Annotated in this window: 9 protein-coding genes; 3 read left to right on the plus strand and 6 right to left on the minus strand. The window is 73.4% G+C overall.

Annotated elements, in window-relative coordinates:
* Positions 1 to 21: 21 nt before the first annotated feature.
* The 3 genes from AB0F03_RS09995 to AB0F03_RS10005 form a co-directional block, all read right to left on the minus strand.
* Positions 22 to 3,639, minus strand: a complete 3,618-nt coding sequence (locus AB0F03_RS09995; RefSeq protein ID WP_361988361.1) for an ATP-dependent DNA helicase — start codon at positions 3,637 to 3,639, stop codon at positions 22 to 24.
* A 113-nt stretch (positions 3,640 to 3,752) separates the two neighbouring features.
* Positions 3,753 to 7,367, minus strand: a complete 3,615-nt coding sequence (locus tag AB0F03_RS10000; RefSeq protein WP_361988364.1) for a UvrD-helicase domain-containing protein — start codon at positions 7,365 to 7,367, stop codon at positions 3,753 to 3,755.
* A gap of 257 nt (positions 7,368 to 7,624) precedes the next feature.
* The gene (locus AB0F03_RS10005; RefSeq protein ID WP_361988367.1) at positions 7,625 to 8,011 is read right to left on the minus strand and encodes an MGMT family protein; all 387 of its coding nucleotides are present in this window, start codon (positions 8,009 to 8,011) and stop codon (positions 7,625 to 7,627) included.
* A gap of 162 nt (positions 8,012 to 8,173) precedes the next feature.
* On the opposite strand from AB0F03_RS10005, the gene AB0F03_RS10010 reads away from it, so the two are divergent.
* The 3 genes from AB0F03_RS10010 (at position 8,174) to AB0F03_RS10020 (ending at position 14,373) form a co-directional block, all read left to right on the plus strand.
* Positions 8,174 to 11,023: a lysylphosphatidylglycerol synthase domain-containing protein gene (locus AB0F03_RS10010; RefSeq protein ID WP_361988369.1), complete on the plus strand. Its 2,850-nt coding sequence runs from the start codon at positions 8,174 to 8,176 to the stop codon at positions 11,021 to 11,023.
* A gap of 96 nt (positions 11,024 to 11,119) precedes the next feature.
* Entirely contained in the window at positions 11,120 to 12,664 is a 1,545-nt protein-coding gene (locus AB0F03_RS10015; protein WP_361988372.1) for an alpha/beta hydrolase, read from the plus strand.
* A 149-nt stretch (positions 12,665 to 12,813) separates the two neighbouring features.
* Positions 12,814 to 14,373 (plus strand): alpha/beta hydrolase, encoded by a 1,560-nt coding sequence (locus AB0F03_RS10020; protein WP_361988375.1) that lies wholly within the window; start codon positions 12,814 to 12,816, stop codon positions 14,371 to 14,373.
* 611 nt (positions 14,374 to 14,984) lie between these two features.
* Here AB0F03_RS10020 and moeZ read toward each other — a convergent pair.
* The 3 genes from moeZ to AB0F03_RS10035 form a co-directional block, all read right to left on the minus strand.
* Positions 14,985 to 16,163 (minus strand): adenylyltransferase/sulfurtransferase MoeZ, encoded by a 1,179-nt coding sequence (gene moeZ, locus AB0F03_RS10025; RefSeq protein WP_361988378.1) that lies wholly within the window; start codon positions 16,161 to 16,163, stop codon positions 14,985 to 14,987.
* A gap of 149 nt (positions 16,164 to 16,312) precedes the next feature.
* A complete protein-coding gene (locus AB0F03_RS10030; RefSeq protein WP_361988381.1) occupies positions 16,313 to 17,272 on the minus strand; it encodes an NAD-dependent epimerase/dehydratase in 960 nt (319 codons plus the stop codon).
* A 187-nt stretch (positions 17,273 to 17,459) separates the two neighbouring features.
* A complete protein-coding gene (locus AB0F03_RS10035) occupies positions 17,460 to 18,602 on the minus strand; it encodes a hypothetical protein (protein ID WP_361989106.1) in 1,143 nt (380 codons plus the stop codon).
* Positions 18,603 to 19,107: the final 505 nt, after the last annotated feature.

Raw genomic sequence — 19,107 nt, forward strand, 5'->3', positions numbered from 1 at the left:
GTCGGCGGGGGTTCGTCACACTCAGCTCGCCTCCGGTGTGCTCTCCGTCTCCCCGGTGAGCAGCCGCTCCAGCGCGGCCCGGTCCGGCAGACCCCCGGGGCGGACGACCTCGCCGCCGCGCACGTACAGGAAGGCGGCCGTGACGGACTCGGGCGGTACGCCCTGCTGCTCGGCCCAGGCGAGCCGGTAGACGGCGAGCTGGAGGGGGTCGGCGGTACGGGTGCGGCTGGTCTTCCAGTCCACGATCTCGTAGGTCGTCCCCTCGCCGTCGTCGTTCTTGTAGACGGCGTCGATGCGGCCCCGTACGACGCGGCCGGCCAGGGTGAGCTGGAAGGGTGCCTCGATCCGGTAGGGGGTGCGCCGGGCGTACTCGGTGCGTTCGAAGGCCTCCTTGAGGTCTTCCAGGTCGCGTTCGTCGGCGATCTCGGCGTCGCCGCCGGGCAGCTCCTCCGGTTCCAGCAGGGGCAGGGTCAGCTCCTCGAAACGGGCTTCCACCCAGGCGTGGAACCGGGTGCCGCGGCGCGCGGCCGGTTGCGGGGGACGCGGCATGGGGCGCGCCAGTTCCTGGGCGAGTCCGTCCGGGTCCTCGGCGAGCCGCAGCAGCTGCGTCGCGGTGAGCGTGGCGGGCAGGGGGACGTCGGTGACGGCCTGCCGGGCGCGCAGCAGCTCGCCGGTGAGGGCGTCCAGATCGCGGTCCCAGGAGGCGATGGTGCGGGCCTCCTCGGGCGTGAGTGACGCGGCGCGCGGCAACCGGCGGGGGCGGGGGTGGTTCTGCGGGGCGGACGCCTGGTGGGGGACCGTCGGCCGCCCGGCGCTCCAGGAGTCCCGGCCGGCACCGGCCGGGGGCGTCCGGTCGGGGAAGGGTTCGTCCGGGACGGCTTCGTCGTACGGGAGGTCCGGCTCGTGGAGGAAGTCGTCCTCGAGGGGGAAGACCGCGTCGGCCAGGGCGTCCTCGTACGACTCGTCGTAGGGCTCTTCGTCGTAGGGCCCTTCGTCGTAGGGTCCTCGGCCGTACGGGTCCTGGGCACCGGGTTCCTCGCCGTACGGGTCGGCCGGGGGTGCGGGCCAGTCCGGGTCCTCGGCACCGGCGGGGTCGTGGCGGGCCGGCCGGCGGCTCTCGGGCTCGGCGGCGAGGCTGTCCAGGTGGGCCAGAACGGTCTCGGCGGCGGCGCGGCGGCGGGCCAGGGCGCCGGCGTCGAGCGGGAGCGGCCACACCTGGTCGGCGGTGGCCGTGTGCAGGGCCGGGTTCACCTCGTCCTCGGCGGGCTCGTCCGCCCACGCCTCGATCTCGCCGTGTCCGGCGGCGCAGTGGTCGTACAGGGCCTGGAGGAAGTCGGACGGGCCCCGCGGCTTCTTCTGGCTGGGGCCCCACCAGTGGCCGGAACCGAGCAGGAGGGAGCGGGGACGCGTGAAGGTGACGTAACCGAGGCGGAGTTCCTCGGTGTGCTGGTGGTCCTTCATGGCCTCGTGGAAGGCCTTCATGCCCCGGGAGTCCCAGGAGCCGATGTCGGGCAGGGTGTCTCGGTCGCCGCGCAGGGCGTGCGGGAGCACCTTGGCCTGGGCGGTCCACTTCTCGCGGCCCTGGGCGCTGGGAAAGGTGCCGGTAACCAGTCCGGGGACGGCCACGACGTCCCATTCCAGGCCCTTGGACTTGTGCGCGGTGAGCACCTTGACGGTGTTCTCGCCGCCGGGCAGGGCGTTGTCCAGGCCCTTCTCGTACTGGGCGGCGGTGCGCAGGAAGCCCAGGAAGGCCAGGAGCGTGGCCTCGCCGTCGCTCGCGGCGAAGGAGGCGGCGGTGTCCAGGAAGTTGGACAGGGTCTCGCGGCGGCGGGCGGCCAGCGCGTGCGGGGACGCGGACAGCTCCACCTCCAGGCCGGTGACGGCCAGCACCCGGTGCAGGACGTCCATCAGCGGGTCGGACAGCGAGCGGCGCAGGTCGCGCAGTTCCGTGGCCAGCCGGGCGAAGCGCACGCGCGCGTCCGGCGAGAACGGCAGCCCGTCGTCGGCGCCCTCGCCGAAGGCACCGGCCGCCGGTGTCTCGAGGAAGGTGTCCAGGGCGTCCGCGAGCGATATCACCTCGGCCGGGTCGATGCCCTCCACCGCGGCGGCGAGCCGGCGGTCGGGGTCGTCGGTGCCGTCCACGCGCGCGTGGGCGACCAGCAGCCGGGCCCGGCGGCCCAGCAGGGCGAGGTCGCGGGGGCCGATGCGCCAGCGCGGGCCGGTCAGCAGGCGCACCAGGGAGGCGTTGGCGCCGGGGTCCTGGAGCACCTCGCAGACGGCGACGAGGTCGGCGATCTCGGGCAGGTGCAGCAGCCCGGACAGCCCGACCACCTCGACGGGGATGTCACGGGCGACGAGGGCGCCCTGGATCTCGGCGAAGTCGGTCGCGGTCCGGCACAGCACGGCGATCTCGCCGGGGGGCGTGCCGGTGCGGACGAGGTGCGCGAGGGAGTCGGCGATCCAGTCGATCTCCTCGGCGTGCGTGGGCAGCAGGGCGCAGCGGACCGTGCCGTCGTACTCGGCGCCGGGGGCCGGCCGGAGTGCCTCCACACCCGCGTGCAGGGCGCGCAGCGGCTCGGCGAGGCCGTTGGCGAGGTCGAGGAGGCGCCCGCCGCTGCGGCGGTTCTCGCTGAGCGCCTGCCGGGTGGCGGGCCGCCCGTCGGCGTGGGGGAAGTGTTCCGGGAAGTCGTCCAGGTTGGCGACTGAGGCGCCGCGCCAGCCGTAGATGGCCTGGCAGGGGTCGCCGACCGCGGTCACCGGGTGGCCGGTGCCACCGCCGAAGAGGCCCGCCAGCAGTACGCGCTGGGCGACGGAGGTGTCCTGGTACTCGTCCAGGAGCACGACACGGAACTCCTCGCGCAGCAGGCGGCCCACTTCCGGGATGCCGGCGAGGCGGGCCGACAGGGCGATCTGGTCACCGAAATCGAGCAGGTCGCGCTCGCGCTTGGCGGCCCGGTAGCGCCGGACGAGGTCGGTGAGTTCCCGGCGGGCCGCGGCCGTCTCGGGGACCTTACGCAGGTCGGCGTTGGTGAGCTTGGCGCCCTCCAGGGCGCGCAGCAGACCGGCGTCCCAGGCGCGCGCCCGCTCCGGGTCGACTAGGTGTTCGGCGAGTTCGGAGTCGAGGGTGAGCAGATCGCTGACCAGGTCGGCGAAGGAGCGGGTCAGCGCCGGGTAGGGGCCGGGGGCCTCGCGCAGCACGCGCGCGGCGAGCTGGTAGCGGGTGGCGTCGGCGAGGAGGCGGGAGGTGGGTTCCAGGCCGATGCGCAGGCCGTGGTCGGTGAGCAGGCGGCCGGCGAAGGCGTGGTACGTCGAGATGACCGGCTCGCCCGGTGGGTTGTCCGGGTCGATGACGTCCGGGTCGGTGACGCCGGCCGCGATCAGCGCCTTGCGGACGCGTTCGGCCAGCTCACCGGCGGCCTTGTTGGTGAAGGTCAGGCCGAGGACCTGTTCGGGGGCGACCTGGCCGGTGCCGACCAGCCAGACCACACGGGCCGCCATCACGGTGGTCTTGCCGGACCCGGCGCCGGCCACGATCACCTGCGGGGCGGGCGGCGCGGTGATGCAGGCCATCTGCTCCGGGGTGAACGGGATGCCGAGGAGCTGCTTGAGCTGCTCGGGGTCGGTGATACGGGCTGGCATGTCGAAAGAGGCTAGCGGCGGCCACTGACAGTCTCGGACGAATCGACCGCCGAGGGCGGGAAAGGGCAGGTCAGCACGCGGGGTGCGGTACGTCACCCCGCTCGGGCCGGGTCTCACTCCACCACGTGGCGTCCCTCGGGACGGGCGCTGCACGAGGCGCGGAAGGCGCAGTGCGTGCAGTGCTGGCCGGTGCTCGGCGTGAACCGCTCGTCGAGGACCTTGCCGGCGGCGGTGGCCAGCAGCTCGCCGACCCACTCCCCCGCCAATGGCTCCTGGCCCTGCACCCGGGGCAGGCCGTCGCCCCCCTCACGCTTGGCGGCGCCCTGCCTGAGGTGGACCAGTTCCGCGCCACCCGGTTCGGGGCGTGCGCCGTCGAAGGCCGCATCGACGGCGCCTTCGCGGACGGCGAGCTGGTAGACGGCGAGCTGCGGGTGGTGCTCCACCTCGCGCGCGGTGGGTGCCTGTTTGCCGGTCTTGAAGTCGACCACGTAGGCCCGGCCGTCGCCGTCGGTCTCGACGCGGTCCATCTGGCCGCGGATGCGGACCTCGTAGTCGCCCGCTCCGAGGGTGACGTCGAAGTCCTGCTCGCTGGCCACGGCGGTGCGGCCGGCGCGGGCCAGCACGTGCCAGTTCAGGAAGCGTTCGAGCGCCACGCGCGCGTTGTCCTTCTCCTGCTGCGACTTCCAGGGCGCGTCGAAGGCGAGCGCGTTCCACACGGAGTCCAGGCGTTCCATGAGGACGTCGAGGTCGGCCGCGGTACGGCCGGAGGCGACCTCGTCGGCGAGGACGTGGACGACGTTGCCGAAGCCCTGTGCGGTGGTCGCGGGCGCGTCGGCCTTCACCTCGCGGCCCAGGAACCACTGGAGCGCGCAGGTGTTGGCGAGCTGGTCGAGGGCGCTGCCGGAGAGCACGACGGGCTGGTCCCGGTCGCGCAGCGGCACCTTGCTCTCGGTGGGCTCGAACATGCCCCACCAGCGGTAGGGGTGCGCGGACGGGACCAGCGGGCGACCGTCCTCGTCGGCGAGCGCCGCCAGCCGGGCCAGCCGGCGGGCGGCGGCCTCCCGCAGCGTGGCGGACGCGCGCGGGTCGACCGTGGTGGCGCGCAGCTCGGCGACGAGCGCGGCGACGGACAGCGGGCGCCGGGGGCGGCCGGTGACGTCCTTGGGCTCGACGCCCAGCTCCGTCAGGAACCGGGAGGGCTGGTCCCCGTCGTCGGCCGGTGCGTTCACGGCGGTGACGACGAGCCGTTCACGCGCGCGCGTGGCGGCGACGTAGAACAGACGGCGCTCCTCGGCGAGGAGCGCGCCCGGGGTGAGCGGCTCGGCGAGTCCGTCGCGGCCGATGCGGTCGGCCTCCAGCAGCGAACCGCGGCGGCGCAGGTCCGGCCACAGGCCCTCCTGGACGCCGGCGACGACGACCAGCCGCCACTCCAGGCCCTTGGAGCGGTGCGCGGTCATCAGGCGGACGGCGTCGGGGCGCACCGCACGGCGGGTGAGCGTGTCGGCGGCGATGTCCTCGGCCTCGATCTCCGCCAGGAAGTTCAGGGCGCCACGGCCGCCGGTGCGCTCCTCCGCGCGCGCGGCGGTGGCGAACAGGGCGCACACGGCGTCCAGGTCCCGGTCGGCGTTGCGGCCGGCCGCGCCGCCGCGCCGGGCGGCCCGCTCCAGGCGCGCGGGCCACGGCGTGCCCTCCCACAGGTCCCACAGCGCGTCCTCGGCCGTACCGCCGCCCGCGAGGCGCTCGCGCGCCTTGCGGAGCAGCGCGCCGAGGCGCTGCGCACCGCGGGCGTACGCCGGGTCGTGCACCGCCAGGCGCTCGGGCTCGGCGAGCGCCCGCGTGAGCAGCTCGTCGGACGGCGGCGGCAGCGGATTGCCGGCGGCTCGTTCCTCCTCGCGCAGGGCGCGCCCGAGGCGGCGCAGGTCGGCGGCGTCCATGCCGGCGAGGGGGGAGGCGAGCAGGGTGAGGGCGGTCTCGGTGTCGAGCCAGCAGGTGTCCGGGGCCGGTGCCGGTGTCTCCTGGGCGGCCGTGTGCCCGACGGACGGCTCACCGTCGTCGTCGGCCGGCTCCACCGACGGCTCGACCGCCGTGGCGGGCTGCTCGTCCGGGAGGGGCTCGGCGGGGTGCTCCGGGGCCGGTGCGGTGGGCTCTGCGTCCGCGACGCTCTGCGCCGGGGTGGATGCGGTGGGCTCTGCGTCCGCAACGGTCTGCGCCGGGGCCGGTGCGGTGGGCTCTGCGTCCGTGAGGGGCTCGGCGGGCACGGTCGGCTCCTCCGCCACGAACGGCTCGGCGGGCTGGTCCGCGGCCGGTGCGGTGGGCTCCTCCTCGCGGCGTCGCGCCTCCGCCGTGGCGACCGCGCGCAGGGCCGTGAGCAGTGGTGCCACCGCCGGCTCGTGCCGCAGGGGCAGGTCGTCGCCGTCGATGTCCAGCGGGACGCCGGCCGAGGTGAGGGCGCGGCGCAGGGTCGGCAGGGAGCGGGATCCGGCACGTACCAGGACGGCCATGTCGCTCCAGGGGACGCCGTCCTCCAGGTGCGCGCGGCGCAGGATGTCCGCGATGTTGTCCAGTTCGGTGCCGGACGTCGGGTACGTGTAGACCTCGACCCGGCCGCCGTCCCGTACGGCGGCCGGTTCCCGGTGGGCGCGGACCTTGTCGGCGGGCAGCCGGGGCAGCGGCATCCGCTGGGTGATCAGGCGGGTGGCGGCCAGCAGCGCGGCGCCGGAGCGGCGGGAGGTGCGCAGCACCTCGACGGAGGCGGGGCGGCCGTCCGCGCGCGCGAAGGCGGCCGGGAAATCGAGGATGCCGTTCACGTCGGCGCCCCGGAAGGCGTAGATCGACTGGTCGGGGTCACCGAAGGCGACCAGGGTGCGCCCGCCGCCGGCCAGGGCGTGCAGGAGCCGGACCTGGGCGGGATCGGTGTCCTGGTACTCGTCGACGTACACGGCGTCGTACTGGGCGGCGAGCCGTGCGGCGGCGTCGGGGCGGTGGGCGAGCAGAACGGCGCGGTGGACCAGTTCCGCGTAGTCGAGCACGCCCTGGAGGTCGAGTGTGTCGAGGTAGTCGGCGAGGAACGCGGCCGCCGCGCGCCAGTCGGGGCGGCCGGTGCGGCGCGCGAAGGCGTCCAGGGCGTCCGGACCGAGGCCCAGCTCACGGCTGCGGGCGAGGACGGCACGGACCTCGTCGGCGAAGCCGCGCGTGGTCAGGCAGGCGCGCAGTTCGTCGGGCCAGCGCACATGGGCCAGCCCGAGCCGCTCCAGCTCGGGCTGGCCGGCGAGCAGCTCGCGGACGGTGACGTCCTGCTCGGGTCCGGAGAGCAGGCGCAGCGGCTCGGTGAACCGGCCGCTGTCCTGGTGCGCACGGACCAGCGCGTAGCAGTACGAGTGGAACGTGGTCGCCCTGGGCGCGCGGGCCGCGCCCATGCGCAGGGCCATGCGGTCGCGCAGGTCGACGGCGGCCTTGCGGCTGAACGTCAGCACGAGGATCCGCTCGGGGTCGGCACCCCGGGCGATCCGCGCGGCCACGGACTCGACCAGGGTGGTGGTCTTGCCGGTGCCGGGGCCGGCGAGGACGAGCAGCGGTCCGCTCCGGTGGTCAACCACGGCGCGCTGTGCCGCGTCCAGACGAGGGGGAGCCACGGTGGCCGGGGGTGTGCGCACCAGCCGGTAAGCGCCACGGTTCCCCTGCCGCACCGGGGGGTGCGGCAGGTGCCTGGTGGAGGAAGAGGAGCTCACGTGATCGGCCGGTCCTGGTGGTTGTGCTGATGGGCGGGCGGTCACGCGTGCGTGGCGGTGGCCGCGGGGTGAGGGGGACACGTGCTGCCGACGCTACGCCGCCGCTTCGGACGGAAGCAGAACTTCCGGTTCTTCCCTCGCGGCGCTCGGGCCACGTGCGTCCCTCATCCCACGAACGTACGGCATGCCACGGACGTCCCCCCTGTCACCCGTACGGGCCACAGGCCCTCCGTACCGGCAGCCGATGGCGGAAGCTGTCAGATGTGACCCTCCGCGTCCGCACCGCCGTCCCACCGGGCCCGCCGCATGTCGAGCCTCGGCACATGGCCCGCCGCGCTCCTGCCCGCCTGCTTCAGCGGCGTGCTCTCCGCGCGGTAGTGCGCGAGCGCGCGCAGCTCGTGGCCGGGCAGCAGCACGCCGTCGGACCGTACGACCCGCCACCACGGGACGGCGCCTCCGTAGAGAGCCATCACCCGGCCGACCTGGCGGGGGCCGCCCTCCTCGAGCCACTCGGCGACATCTCCGTACGTCATGACCCGGCCGGGCGGGATCAGCTCGGCGACCGCGAGAACCCGCTCGGCGTACTCCGGCAGCGCGTCCTCGTACCCCTCGCGGGCCTCGTCGGCAGGGCTCTGCTCGCTCATTCGTCCCATCCTGCCGCACTCCCCGGGCGTTCCGGCCGGATCCGCGATGGGCGCTCCTCTCGCCCCGGCGCGGTCCTTCGGGCAGACTGTGCGCCCGCGCATGCGCACCCTGATGCCCGTGTGTGCCGGTGGGACATGCCACCATCGTGCGGGCGGTGACTGGTGATACGAGACCAAGAAGAGACCACGAAGGAGCAGGGCGTGCACCCCGAAGGAGCGGCGGGCACCCCTGACGCCTCCGCGCGCCCCGACGCCGCCCAGGCGGACGAGGGCGGCACCGGCGCGCGGCAGGACGGCGCCGAAACCCACGAGGGCGACGGCACGCGCGCGCGGGAGAGCGGCGAAGGCGCCGGTGCGGACAGCGGCGCCGACGGAGCGCACGTCCCCGGCGACCACCGCGCGCGCGCCGACGACGACCCGCACGCCGAGCAGGTGGAGGGCGACGAACCGCTGCTCCCCGCGCGCGTGCACCGCCCCTCCGACCTCGTACGGCTCCTGGTGGGCGTGCTGGCCATCGCGGTGCTCCTCTCGATCGCCGCGTTCGCGCACGGCACCACCTCGGGCCTCGAACAGGACATCAACAAGGGCACCGGGCAGGCCCCGGACCTGCTCATCAAGATCGCGGGCCTGGGGTCCAGCATCGCGATCCTCCTCGTCCCGGTCGCCTTCGCCATCGAACGGCTGATCAAACGGGACGGCCTGCGCATCGCCGACGGCGTCCTCGCCGCCGTCCTCGCCCACGGAGTGACCCTCGCCACCGATCTGTGGGTCGCCCGGGCCGCCCCCAACTCGATCCAGGACGCGCTGACCCAGCCCTCGCCGGGTGACATCCACGCCCTGACCGACCCGGTGCACGGCTATCTGGCACCCGTCATCGCCTACATGACGGCCGTCGGCATGTCCCGCAGACCCCGATGGCGTGCGGTGCTGTGGATCGTGCTGATGCTGGACGCGTTCTCGATGCTGGTCACCGGCTACACGACGCCCTTCTCGATCATCCTCACGGTGCTGATCGGCTGGACCATCGCCTACGGCACTCTGTACGCGGTCGGCTCCCCCAACATCCGCCCCACCGGGCAGACGCTGATGGCGGGCCTCGCGCACGTCGGCTTCCATCCCGTCTCCGCGGCCCGCGAGGAGGCCGTGGAGACGGAGAACGGCGACCGGGGCCGGCGCTACTTCGTCACCCTGGAGGACGGCCCGCCGCTGGACGTCACGGTCGTCGACCGGGAGCAGCAGGCGCAGGGCTTCTTCTACCGCGCGTGGCGCAATCTGACCCTGCGCGGCTTCGCCACCCGTTCCAGCCTCCAGTCGCTGCGCCAGGCACTGGAGCAGGAGGCACTGCTGGCGTACGCGGCGATCGCGGCGGGCGCCAACGCGCCCAAGCTGATCGCCACCTCCGAACTCGGCCCCGACGCGGTCATGCTCGTCTACGAGCACACCGGCGGGCGCACGCTGGACTCGCTGGCCGACGAGGACATCACCGACGACCTGCTGCGCAACACCTGGCACCAGGTGCAGGCGCTCCAGTCGCGCCGCATCGCGCACCGCAGATTGGCGGGTGACGCCATCCTGGTGGATCGTTCCGGCAGGGTGATCCTCACCGAGCTGCGCGGCGGCGAGATCGCGGCCGGCGAACTGCTGCTGCGCATGGACGTCGCCCAGCTGGTCACCACGCTCGGCCTGCGGGTCGGCGCCCGGCGGGCGGTGGCCTCGGCCGTCGGGGTGCTCGGTCCGGACGCGGTCGCCGACTGTCTGCCGATGCTGCAACCGATCGCGCTGACGCGCTCCACGCGCGCGACGCTGCGCCGGCTGGCGCGCGAGCGGGCACAGCGCGAACGCGAGGCGGTGCTCGAGGCCTCCCGGCAGAGCAAGCCGGCCCGCCCGGAGGAGACGTCCGAGGCGACGGCGCCCGCCCTGGAGAAGCCCGACAAGAAGACCGTCCGCGCCGAGCAGCGCGCGGAGAAGCGGGCCATCGACGAAGCCCTCGACGAGGCCCGCGAGGAGGATCTGCTCACCCAGATCCGGCACCAGGTGCTGCTCATCAGGCCGCAGGCGCCCGTGGAACCGGCCCGGCTGGAACGGGTCAGGCCACGCACGCTGATCAGTTTCATCGCCGGTGCGATCGGCGCGTACTACCTGCTGACGCAGCTCACCCACATCGAGTTCGGCACGCTGTTCGCGCAGGCCCAGTGGGGCTGGGTGGCCGCCGCGGTGCTCTTCTCCGCGCTCAGTTACGTCGCCGCCGCGATGGCGCTGCTGGGCTTCGTGCCGGAACGGGTGCCGTTCCTGCGGACGGTGGCGGCGCAGGTCGCCGGATCGTTCGTGAAGATCGTCGCACCGGCGGCCGTCGGCGGTGTGGCCCTCAACACGCGCTTCCTGCAACGCGCCGGTGTACGGCCGGGACTGGCGGTCGCGAGCGTCGGCGCCTCCCAGTTGTTCGGCCTCGGCTGTCACATCCTGATGCTGCTGTCCTTCGGCTATCTGACCGGGACCGAGAAGACGCCGTCGCTGTCGCCTTCCCGCACGGTCATCGCCGGCCTGCTGACCGTGGCCGTCCTGATCCTCGTCGTCACCTCGGTGCCGTTCCTGCGGAAGTTCGTCGTCACGCGGGTGAGGTCGCTGTTCGCCGGCGTCGTGCCCCGCATGCTCGACGTGCTCCAGCGGCCCCAGAAGCTCGTCACCGGCATCGGCGGCATGCTCCTGCTGACCACCTGCTTCGTGATGTGCCTGGACGCCTCCATCCGGGCCTTCGGCGACGGCTCGGTGTCGCTGAGCATCGCCAGCGTCGCCGTAGTCTTCCTCGCCGGCAACGCGCTCGGCTCGGCGGCGCCCACTCCCGGCGGCGTCGGCGCGGTCGAGGCGACGCTGACCGTCGGCCTGATCGCCGTGGGCCTGCCCAAGGAGGTCGCCGCCCCGGCCGTGCTGCTGTTCCGGCTGCTGACCTTGTGGCTGCCGGTGCTGCCGGGCTGGTTCGCCTTCGGCCATCTCAGCCGCAAGGGAGCCCTGTAGGGCCCCTGCCGGGTGGCTGCCGCCACCCCCGCGGTGCGGTACTCCGGACGGCCCGCGCCCCGCGCGCCCCTGCGTGCGCGCACCCAGGATGGGGCTATGGCGAATCCCTTCCGGCTGCGCGCCGGCGCCCTGACCACCACCGCCGTGCTGCTCTCCGCCGTACTGGCCGGATGCGGCGGCCACGCCGAGGACGGGGATCTCACGGCGCAGAAGCTGGACTGGAAGGACTGTACGGCCCCGTCGGAGGCGGAGGGCGGCGGCAGCGCTCCCTCCCCGCTGCCGAACGGCACCGCGTGGCAGTGCGCCACCATGAAGGCGCCCCTGGACTGGGGCAGGCCCAAGGGCGACACGATCGGTATCGCCCTGATCCGGGCCCGGGCCAGTGGCCCCGCGAGCAGCCGGATCGGCTCGCTCGTGTTCAACTTCGGCGGCCCGGGCGGCAGCGGAGTGACCGCGCTGCCGTCGTTCGGCGAGGACTACACCGCCCTGCGTACCCGCTACGACCTGGTCAGCTTCGATCCACGCGGGGTCGGCCTCAGCGCGCCGGTGGAGTGCGAGAGCGACGCCCAGCTGGACGCGTACTTCCAGCAGGACGCGACCCCCGACGACAGCGCCGAACGCGCCGATCTGCTGAAGCGCACCCAGCAGTTCAACGCGGCCTGCGAGAAGAACTCCAGGAAGGTCCTGCCGCATGTGCGCACCACCGACGCCGCCCGTGACATGGAGCTGATGCGCCAGGTCCTCGGCGACCGCAAGCTGTACTACTTCGGCATCTCCTACGGCACCGAACTCGGCGGCGTCTACGCCCACCTGTACCCCGGGAACGTCGGCCGGGCCGTCCTCGACGGTGTCGTGGACCCCACCCAGAACCCCGAGCAGAGCGCGCTCGGCCAGGCGCGGGGCTTCCAGCTCGCCCTCGACAACTTCGCGAAGGACTGCACCTCCAAGACCACGGAATGTCCGGTCGGGGACACCGAGCAGGAGGTGAAGGACCGCATCGCGAAGCTGCTGGCCGACCTGGAGAAGAAGCCGATCCCCGGGATCCTCCCGCGCCGGCTGACCCAGACCGCCGCCACCAACGGCATCGCGCAATCCCTGTACTCGAAGGACTTCTGGGAGTACCTCACCGAGGGGCTGGAGGAGGCGTACGACGGCGACGGCAGGACCCTCATGCTGCTGTCCGACCTGATGAACGGCCGCAGCGAGAACGGCGAGTACAGCAACATCACCGCGGCGAACATCGCCATCAACTGCTCCGACGAGAAACCGCGGTACACCACGGAGTACGTCCAGCGGAAGCTGCCCGAGTTCCGGGCCGCCTCCCCGCTGTTCGGCCACTACCTGGCCTGGAGCCTGGTCGGCTGCACCGACTGGGCGGTGCCGGGGGCCGCCGACCATCCCGACGTCAGCGCACCCGGCTCGGCACCCATCCTCGTCGTCGGCAACACCGGTGACCCGGCCACCCCGTACGAGGGCGCGAAGAAGATGGCCGACGCGCTCGGCAAGGGCGTGGCCGTCGAGCTGACGTACAAGGGCCAGGGGCACGGCGCCTACGACAGCAAGAACCGGTGCGTCCAGAGCGCGGTGAACCGCTACCTGCTGGACGGCAAGGTGCCGAAGACCGGCACGGTCTGCTCCTGACGGGACCGGTCGCGTCCCGACAGGGCCAGGAATCGCAAGAACCCGCAGGTCAGCTGGTTATCCACAGGCTGTCACGGGCCGGGCCGGGGACGCCTACCATGGCCTGACGCCCGGCGCGGCACGACGCGGAGGGCCTGTGAGGGGGACGCATGAGGCGATTTCTGCGAGGGACTGCCGCGGTGGCCGCAGCACTGCTGCTGGCCGGCTGCGGCGGCTCGTCCGGCGGGGGCGGAAGCGGTGACGAGGGCAAGGGATCCGGTTCGCCGGCGCCCCCGGGGTCGCCGTCCTCCGCGCCTGTCTCCCCGGTGGACCTTCCCTCCTCACTCACCGCGCAGCACCTGGACTGGCGACGCTGCAAGGCCACCGGGAGTTCCGCCGCACCCGGCGACGACTGGCGGTGCGCGACGCTCAAAGCGCCGCTGGACTGGTCTAAGCCGGGCGGCGAGACGATCGGCCTCGCCCTGATCCGCGCGCGGGCGACCGGCGGTCACCGCATCGGCTCGATGCTGTTCAACTTCGGCGGCCCGGGCGGCTCGGGAGTCTCGACGATGCCGTACTACTCGGCGACCGTCTCCGCACTTCACGAGCGCTACGACCTGGTGAGCTGGGACCCGCGCGGGGTCGGCGGGAGCGAGGGCGTCCGCTGCCGCGACGACCGGGCCATCGAGGCCGCCGAAGCCGTGGACACCACACCGGACAGTCCCGCCGAGGAGAAGGCGTACTTCCAGGACGCCGCCGCCTTGGGCAAGGGCTGCCAGAAGGCCGCCGGCTCGCTGCTGGCCCACGTGTCCACCACCGACACCGCCCGCGACATGGACCTGATGCGCCAGGTCCTCGGCGACGAGAAGATGCACTACTTCGGCATCTCCTACGGCACCGAACTCGGCGGCGTCTACGCCCACCTGTTCCCCAAGCGGGTGGGACGGCTGGTGCTCGACGCCGTGGTCGACCCGGCCGCCGACACGGTGGGCCACGCGCAGAACCAGGCCCGCGGCTTCCAGCGGGCACTGGACGACTATCTGAAGTCCACCGGCCAGGACCCGGCGCGGGGTTCGAGGAAGATCGCCGACCTGCTGAAGCGGCTGGACGCGAAGCCGTTGCCGACGTCCTCCGGGCGGAAGCTGAACCAGACGCTCGCGACCACCGGGATCATCCTGCCGCTGTACAGCGAGTCGAGCTGGCCCCGGCTGACCAGTGCGCTGAAGTCGGCGGAGAACGGCGACGGTTCGGAGCTGCTCGCGCTCGCCGACGCGTACGACGACCGTGACTCCTCGGGCCACTACGGCACGACGTCCCACTCCCAACGGGTCATATCGTGCCTGGACGACCGCCAACGGCCGACGCTCACGGCAACCAGGCGGCGACTGGCGGAGTTCGAGCGTATCTCCCCGGTGTTCGGGGACTTCCTCGGATGGGACACGGCGGGCTGGTGCCACGACTGGCCGGTGCCGGGCCAGTTCGACACGCCGGAGGTGAGCGCACCCGGCGCGGCGCCGATCCTGCTGGTCGGCAACACCGGCGACCCGGCGACCCCCTACGAGGGCGCCCGCAGGATGGCCGACGAACTGGGCAGGGGCGTGGGCGTCGAACTGACCTGGAAGGGCGAGGGCCACGGGGCGTACGGCAACGGCAGCGACTGCGTCGACTCGACGGTCAACGCCTACCTGCTGTACGGCACGGTGCCGAAGGACGGCAAGGTCTGCTCCTGAGGGCAGAACTTCCCCACGAGCGGGCGCCGTTGCCGGTTCCGGAGAAGCCGCGGAGTCCCATCGCGAACCGGCGGGGCCGACAAGTGGCGTGCGAGGGAACGGAGGGGGACCATCGAAGGGCGGGTCACCCTCTCACCACCCGCACGTCCGGAGATCCACACATCACCGCGGGCGGCAACCATGAACATGGCAAGACGCGACTTCAGGCGATGCTTCGGCGTTCTCGCTCCGCTCCTCCTCGCCTCACTGGCGCTCTCACCGGCCGTTGCGGAGGCCGGCGTCGCCCCGCCATCGGCGCCATCCAGGGCAGTCGCGGACGCGTCGAGTCCGGCCTCGAGACAGAGCGATGCGCGGCAGGAGTATCGGCGAGGCTACCGAGCGGGGTACGACGACGGGTCCGGGGACTACAGCTGCTACCTGCACGTGCCCCCGGTCCATGGCACACATACCTTCAGGGCGGGCTACCGGGCCGGCTACGCGGCGGGGTGGAGAAACCACCACTGCGTCGCCTGAGGACCCCGGGGCCGGCCCGCCCACGGCGCCTGAACCGGTCAGGGCCGTGGGCCTGTTCCCTCGTCGGTCGGTGTGTCCTCGCCGGCCGACCTGGCCGATCAGTAGACCGGCTTGTCCGGTTCGATCTGGTTGACCCAGCCGATGACGCCGCCGCCGACGTGAACGGCGTCGGCGAAGCCCGCGGACTTCAGGACCGCCAGGACTTCCGCACTGCGGACACCCGTCTTGCAGTGCAGGACGATCTTCCTGTCCTGCGGGAGACCCCCGAGGGCGGTGCCCATGAGGAACTCGTTCTTCGGGATCAGCTTGGCGCCCGGGATGGAGACGATCTCGTACTCGTTCGGCTCACGGACATCGATGATCTCGATGTTCTCGCCCTCGTCGATCCACTCCTTGAGCTGCTTGGGAGTGATCGTCGAGCCGGCGGCGGCCTGCTGGGCCTCTTCGGAGACGACGCCGCAGAAGGCCTCGTAGTCGATGAGTTCGGTGACGGTCGGGTTCTCGCCGCAGACCGCGCACTCAGGGTCCTTGCGGACCTTGACCTGGCGGTACTGCATCTCCAGGGCGTCGTAGATCATCAGGCGGCCGACCAGCGGCTCACCGATGCCGGCGAGGAGCTTGATCGCCTCGTTGACCTGGATGGAGCCGATGGACGCGCACAGCACGCCCAGGACGCCGCCCTCGGCGCAGGACGGGACCATGCCGGGGGGCGGGGGCTCCGGGTAGAGGCAGCGGTAGCAGGGGCCGTGCTCCGACCAGAAGACGGACGCCTGACCGTCGAAACGGTAGATCGAACCCCAGACGTACGGCTTGTTCAGCAGCACGCACGCGTCGTTGACCAGGTAACGGGTCGCGAAGTTGTCGGTGCCGTCGACGATCAGGTCGTACTGGCTGAAGATGTCCATCACGTTGTCGGCTTCGAGCCGCTCCTCGTGAAGGACCACGTTCACGTACGGGTTGATGCCCTTGACACTGTCGCGCGCGGACTGGGCCTTGGAGCGGCCGATGTCGGCCTGGCTGTGGATGATCTGACGCTGGAGGTTGGACTCGTCGACCTCGTCGAACTCCACGATGCCGAGGGTGCCCACGCCCGCGGCGGCCAGGTACATCAGCGCCGGCGAGCCCAGGCCGCCGGCGCCGACACAGAGCACCTTGGCGTTCTTCAGCCGCTTCTGCCCGTCCATGCCCACGTCGGGGATGATCAGGTGGCGGGAGTACCTGCGGACCTCGTCTACGGTGAGCTCAGTAGCTGGCTCGACCAGGGGTGGCAGCGACACGGGGGCTCCGTTGATCGGTCAATCACTACGGTTGTTCTCCCCGTAACACTGCCACGGCCTTCTTCATTCCGAGACACCCGTTCCGACCGGCGAGACGAAGTCGTCCCAGTAACCGGGCATCGTCCGCGCGCCGGCGTGCCGCCGCCCTCTCAGATGCGGCAGGCCGCCTCCATCCAGATGTCGGCCAGGGATTCCTCGAGGGCGATGCGGGGCCGCCAGCCGAGCCGGTCGCGGGCGGTGCGCACATCGGCCTGCTGCCAGCTGCCGCAGCCGTCCGGGTACGGGTACGCCATCGGGGCCGTGTGGTCGGATTCCGCGCGCGGGTGGCCGATGGTGCCGCGCAGCGGCCCGGGCGGGACGTCGAGTTCGTGGAGGGCGCCGCCGTACCCGGCCACGCGCGCGAGGACGGCGGCGGCGTCCCTGAGGCGGACGGCGCGGCCGGAGCCGATGTTGATCACGCCCTGTGCGGCGGAGAGCGAGGCGGCGTGCACGGCCCGGGCGACATCGCGGACGTCGATGAAGTCGCGCTGTACGCCGAGACCGCCGAGTTTGAGCTCGCCGTCGCCGGACTGCATCGCCCGGCGCATCGCCTCGGCGAGCCGGCCGAGCGGAGAACCGGCCGGGGTGCCGGGACCGGCCGGCGAGAAGACGCGCAGGACGACGGCGTCCAGACCGGAGCCGAGGACCAGTTCGGTCGCGGCGAGCTTGCTGACACCGTACGGGCCGCCGGGGCGCGGTACGGCGTCCTCGGCCGTGGAGGAGCCGGGCTGGCTCGGGCCGTACTCCGCACCGCACCCCACCTGCACCAGCCGGGCACCGCAGCCGCTGCGCCGCAGCGCCTCGCAGACGGTGGCCACGGCAACGGTGTTGTGCCGGGTGAGTTCGCGGGCACCGCCGCGGGTGGCGCCCGCGCAGTTGACGACGACCCCGGGGTGGACCGCGTCCAGGAAGCGGGTGAGGGCGCCCGGACTGCCGGTGGCGAGGTCGAAGCGGACATCGGCGTCATCGCCGCGGCCCAGCGCGGTGAGCTGGACGGCCGGGTCGGCGAGCAGACGGTCGGCGACGAAGCGTCCGATGAATCCGTTGGCTCCGATCAGCAGGATCCTCATCGGGCGGCTCCCGGGGTGTGCGCGCCGGTGGTAGCGGCTGCTTCGGGGGTCCCTGCGGCTGTTCCGGCCGCTCCGGCGGTTCCGGTGGCGCCGGACGCTCCGGGTCGGGAGGTGGTCATCTGGTGTTCTCCTTCAAACGGGTGATGCGGGTGCCTCCGGCGGTGGGTCGGACCGGTGGGCAGAAGAGTCACTCGACTGCTCCCGTGGGCGCGTGGGCCGAGGCCTGGGTGAGGGTGCGGCCGGCGTGCAGCAGCAGGGCCAGGGCCGCGGTGCCGCAGGCGAGGACCGGTACGGCGGCCTCCCCCGCGGCGCCGACAACGGTCCGTACCGGGGCCGCGAGAAAGGCGCAGCCGGGCAGCCGGGCGGCCAACGGCAGTGCGAGGGCCGCCGCTTGTGCCACCGCCGCGGCGCCGAGCGCGAGCACGGGGGCACGCCGGTGGCGGTGCACGGTGAGCAGACGGCCCAGCAGGAGCAGGGCGCCCAGGGTGAGGGCCTGCGGGCGGGCCGCGGGTTCGTGCAGGACCGTGGCGCACAGCTGGAGCAGACCGGCGAAGGCGCACAGGAACAGGGCGAACGTGCCGAGCAGCAGCGGTTTGGCGGCGGCCGTGAAATCCCCGAGGCCCCGGCTGCCGGCCAGCCCGCGGCGGGCGCCGGCGGTGAGGAGGTGGGCGCACCAGGCCGCGGGGGCGCAGGCCAGCAGGAGGGCGAGGACGGGGGCGGTGGCCGTGGGCCAGGGAGCGCTCGCGGGGACGGCGAGCGGTACGTCCGGGCCGCCTGTCACGACGCGGTGGAGGAGGCCGTCGCCGACCAGCGCGTACGCGACCAGCCACAGGGTCCACGCCCGCGCGGCGTACGCGGATCGCCGCGCACGCGTGCCGGGCGGATCGGCGAGCGGGCCGTGGCGCAGTGCCACACGCGTGGCGAGGGCCACGGCGAGGACGCCACCGAGGGCCACCAACAGGCGGGGGTGTCCGTGGGTGAGGCGCAGTCCGGTCACGGTGGCCGCGCCGAGTGTCCCGGGCAGGAGGCTGAGCAGGGCCCAGCTCGCACGGGCGCGGGGCACGGGCAGGAACTCGGGTGCCAGGTGCGGTTCGCCGGTGCGCGGCACGCGCGCGTACAGCTCCTCGGCGAGGGAGAAGACGTCACGGTGCCGGAAGCGGGCGGCGGTCCGGTCGGTCACGCCGTGGGCCTCCAGTCCGGCGGCGATCTCCAACGGGTCCACGGCCCGCTCACACAGCTCACGGTGCTGGTGCAGCAGGACTTTCACGGGGTCAGCCGGTCCGCGCCGAGCCGGAGACTCAGACCTCCGGTCGAGGGCCGGGTCCGTCACGACGCGGGGGCCGGCCACCGCGTCGCGGGCACCGCCCACCGCGTCCACCGCTTCCACCGCGTCCACGGGCTCGGACGCCCGCCGCCTGGCGCCGTCCGCCGCATCCCGGGTCCCGGGTGGTGCCGGAACGCACCTCGGGGACTGTGCGGTGGGGTCGGCGGGCGAACCAGGGGCGAGTCGGCGTGCCCTTGGTGCCCCGGCGGGACCGGCCGGCGGCCCGGAGACGGGCCCTGGATCCGCGACGGCGGCGGTCGTCGGTCCGGCGCCGCTCAGGGCGGAGTCGCTGATGAGATCGGCAGGCATACCGGGGCCGCTTCGGTCGGGCTCGTCGAAGGGGTCGGCCGGTGATCGTGAGCCGGCCGGTTCGTTCGTCAGCCACTCTCCCGACCGCGCGTTCCACGGATCGGCTCCCCCGGGCATTCCCGGGCGGTCCGCCCCGGTACGCTCCGCTCCGCTCCCGGCGTCCTCCACAACCGCCGCGCGCACAACGAGGGATCCCGGCCCG

This window comes from Streptomyces sp. NPDC028722, assembly GCF_040637655.1.
Classification (GTDB): Bacteria; Actinomycetota; Actinomycetes; order Streptomycetales; family Streptomycetaceae; genus Streptomyces.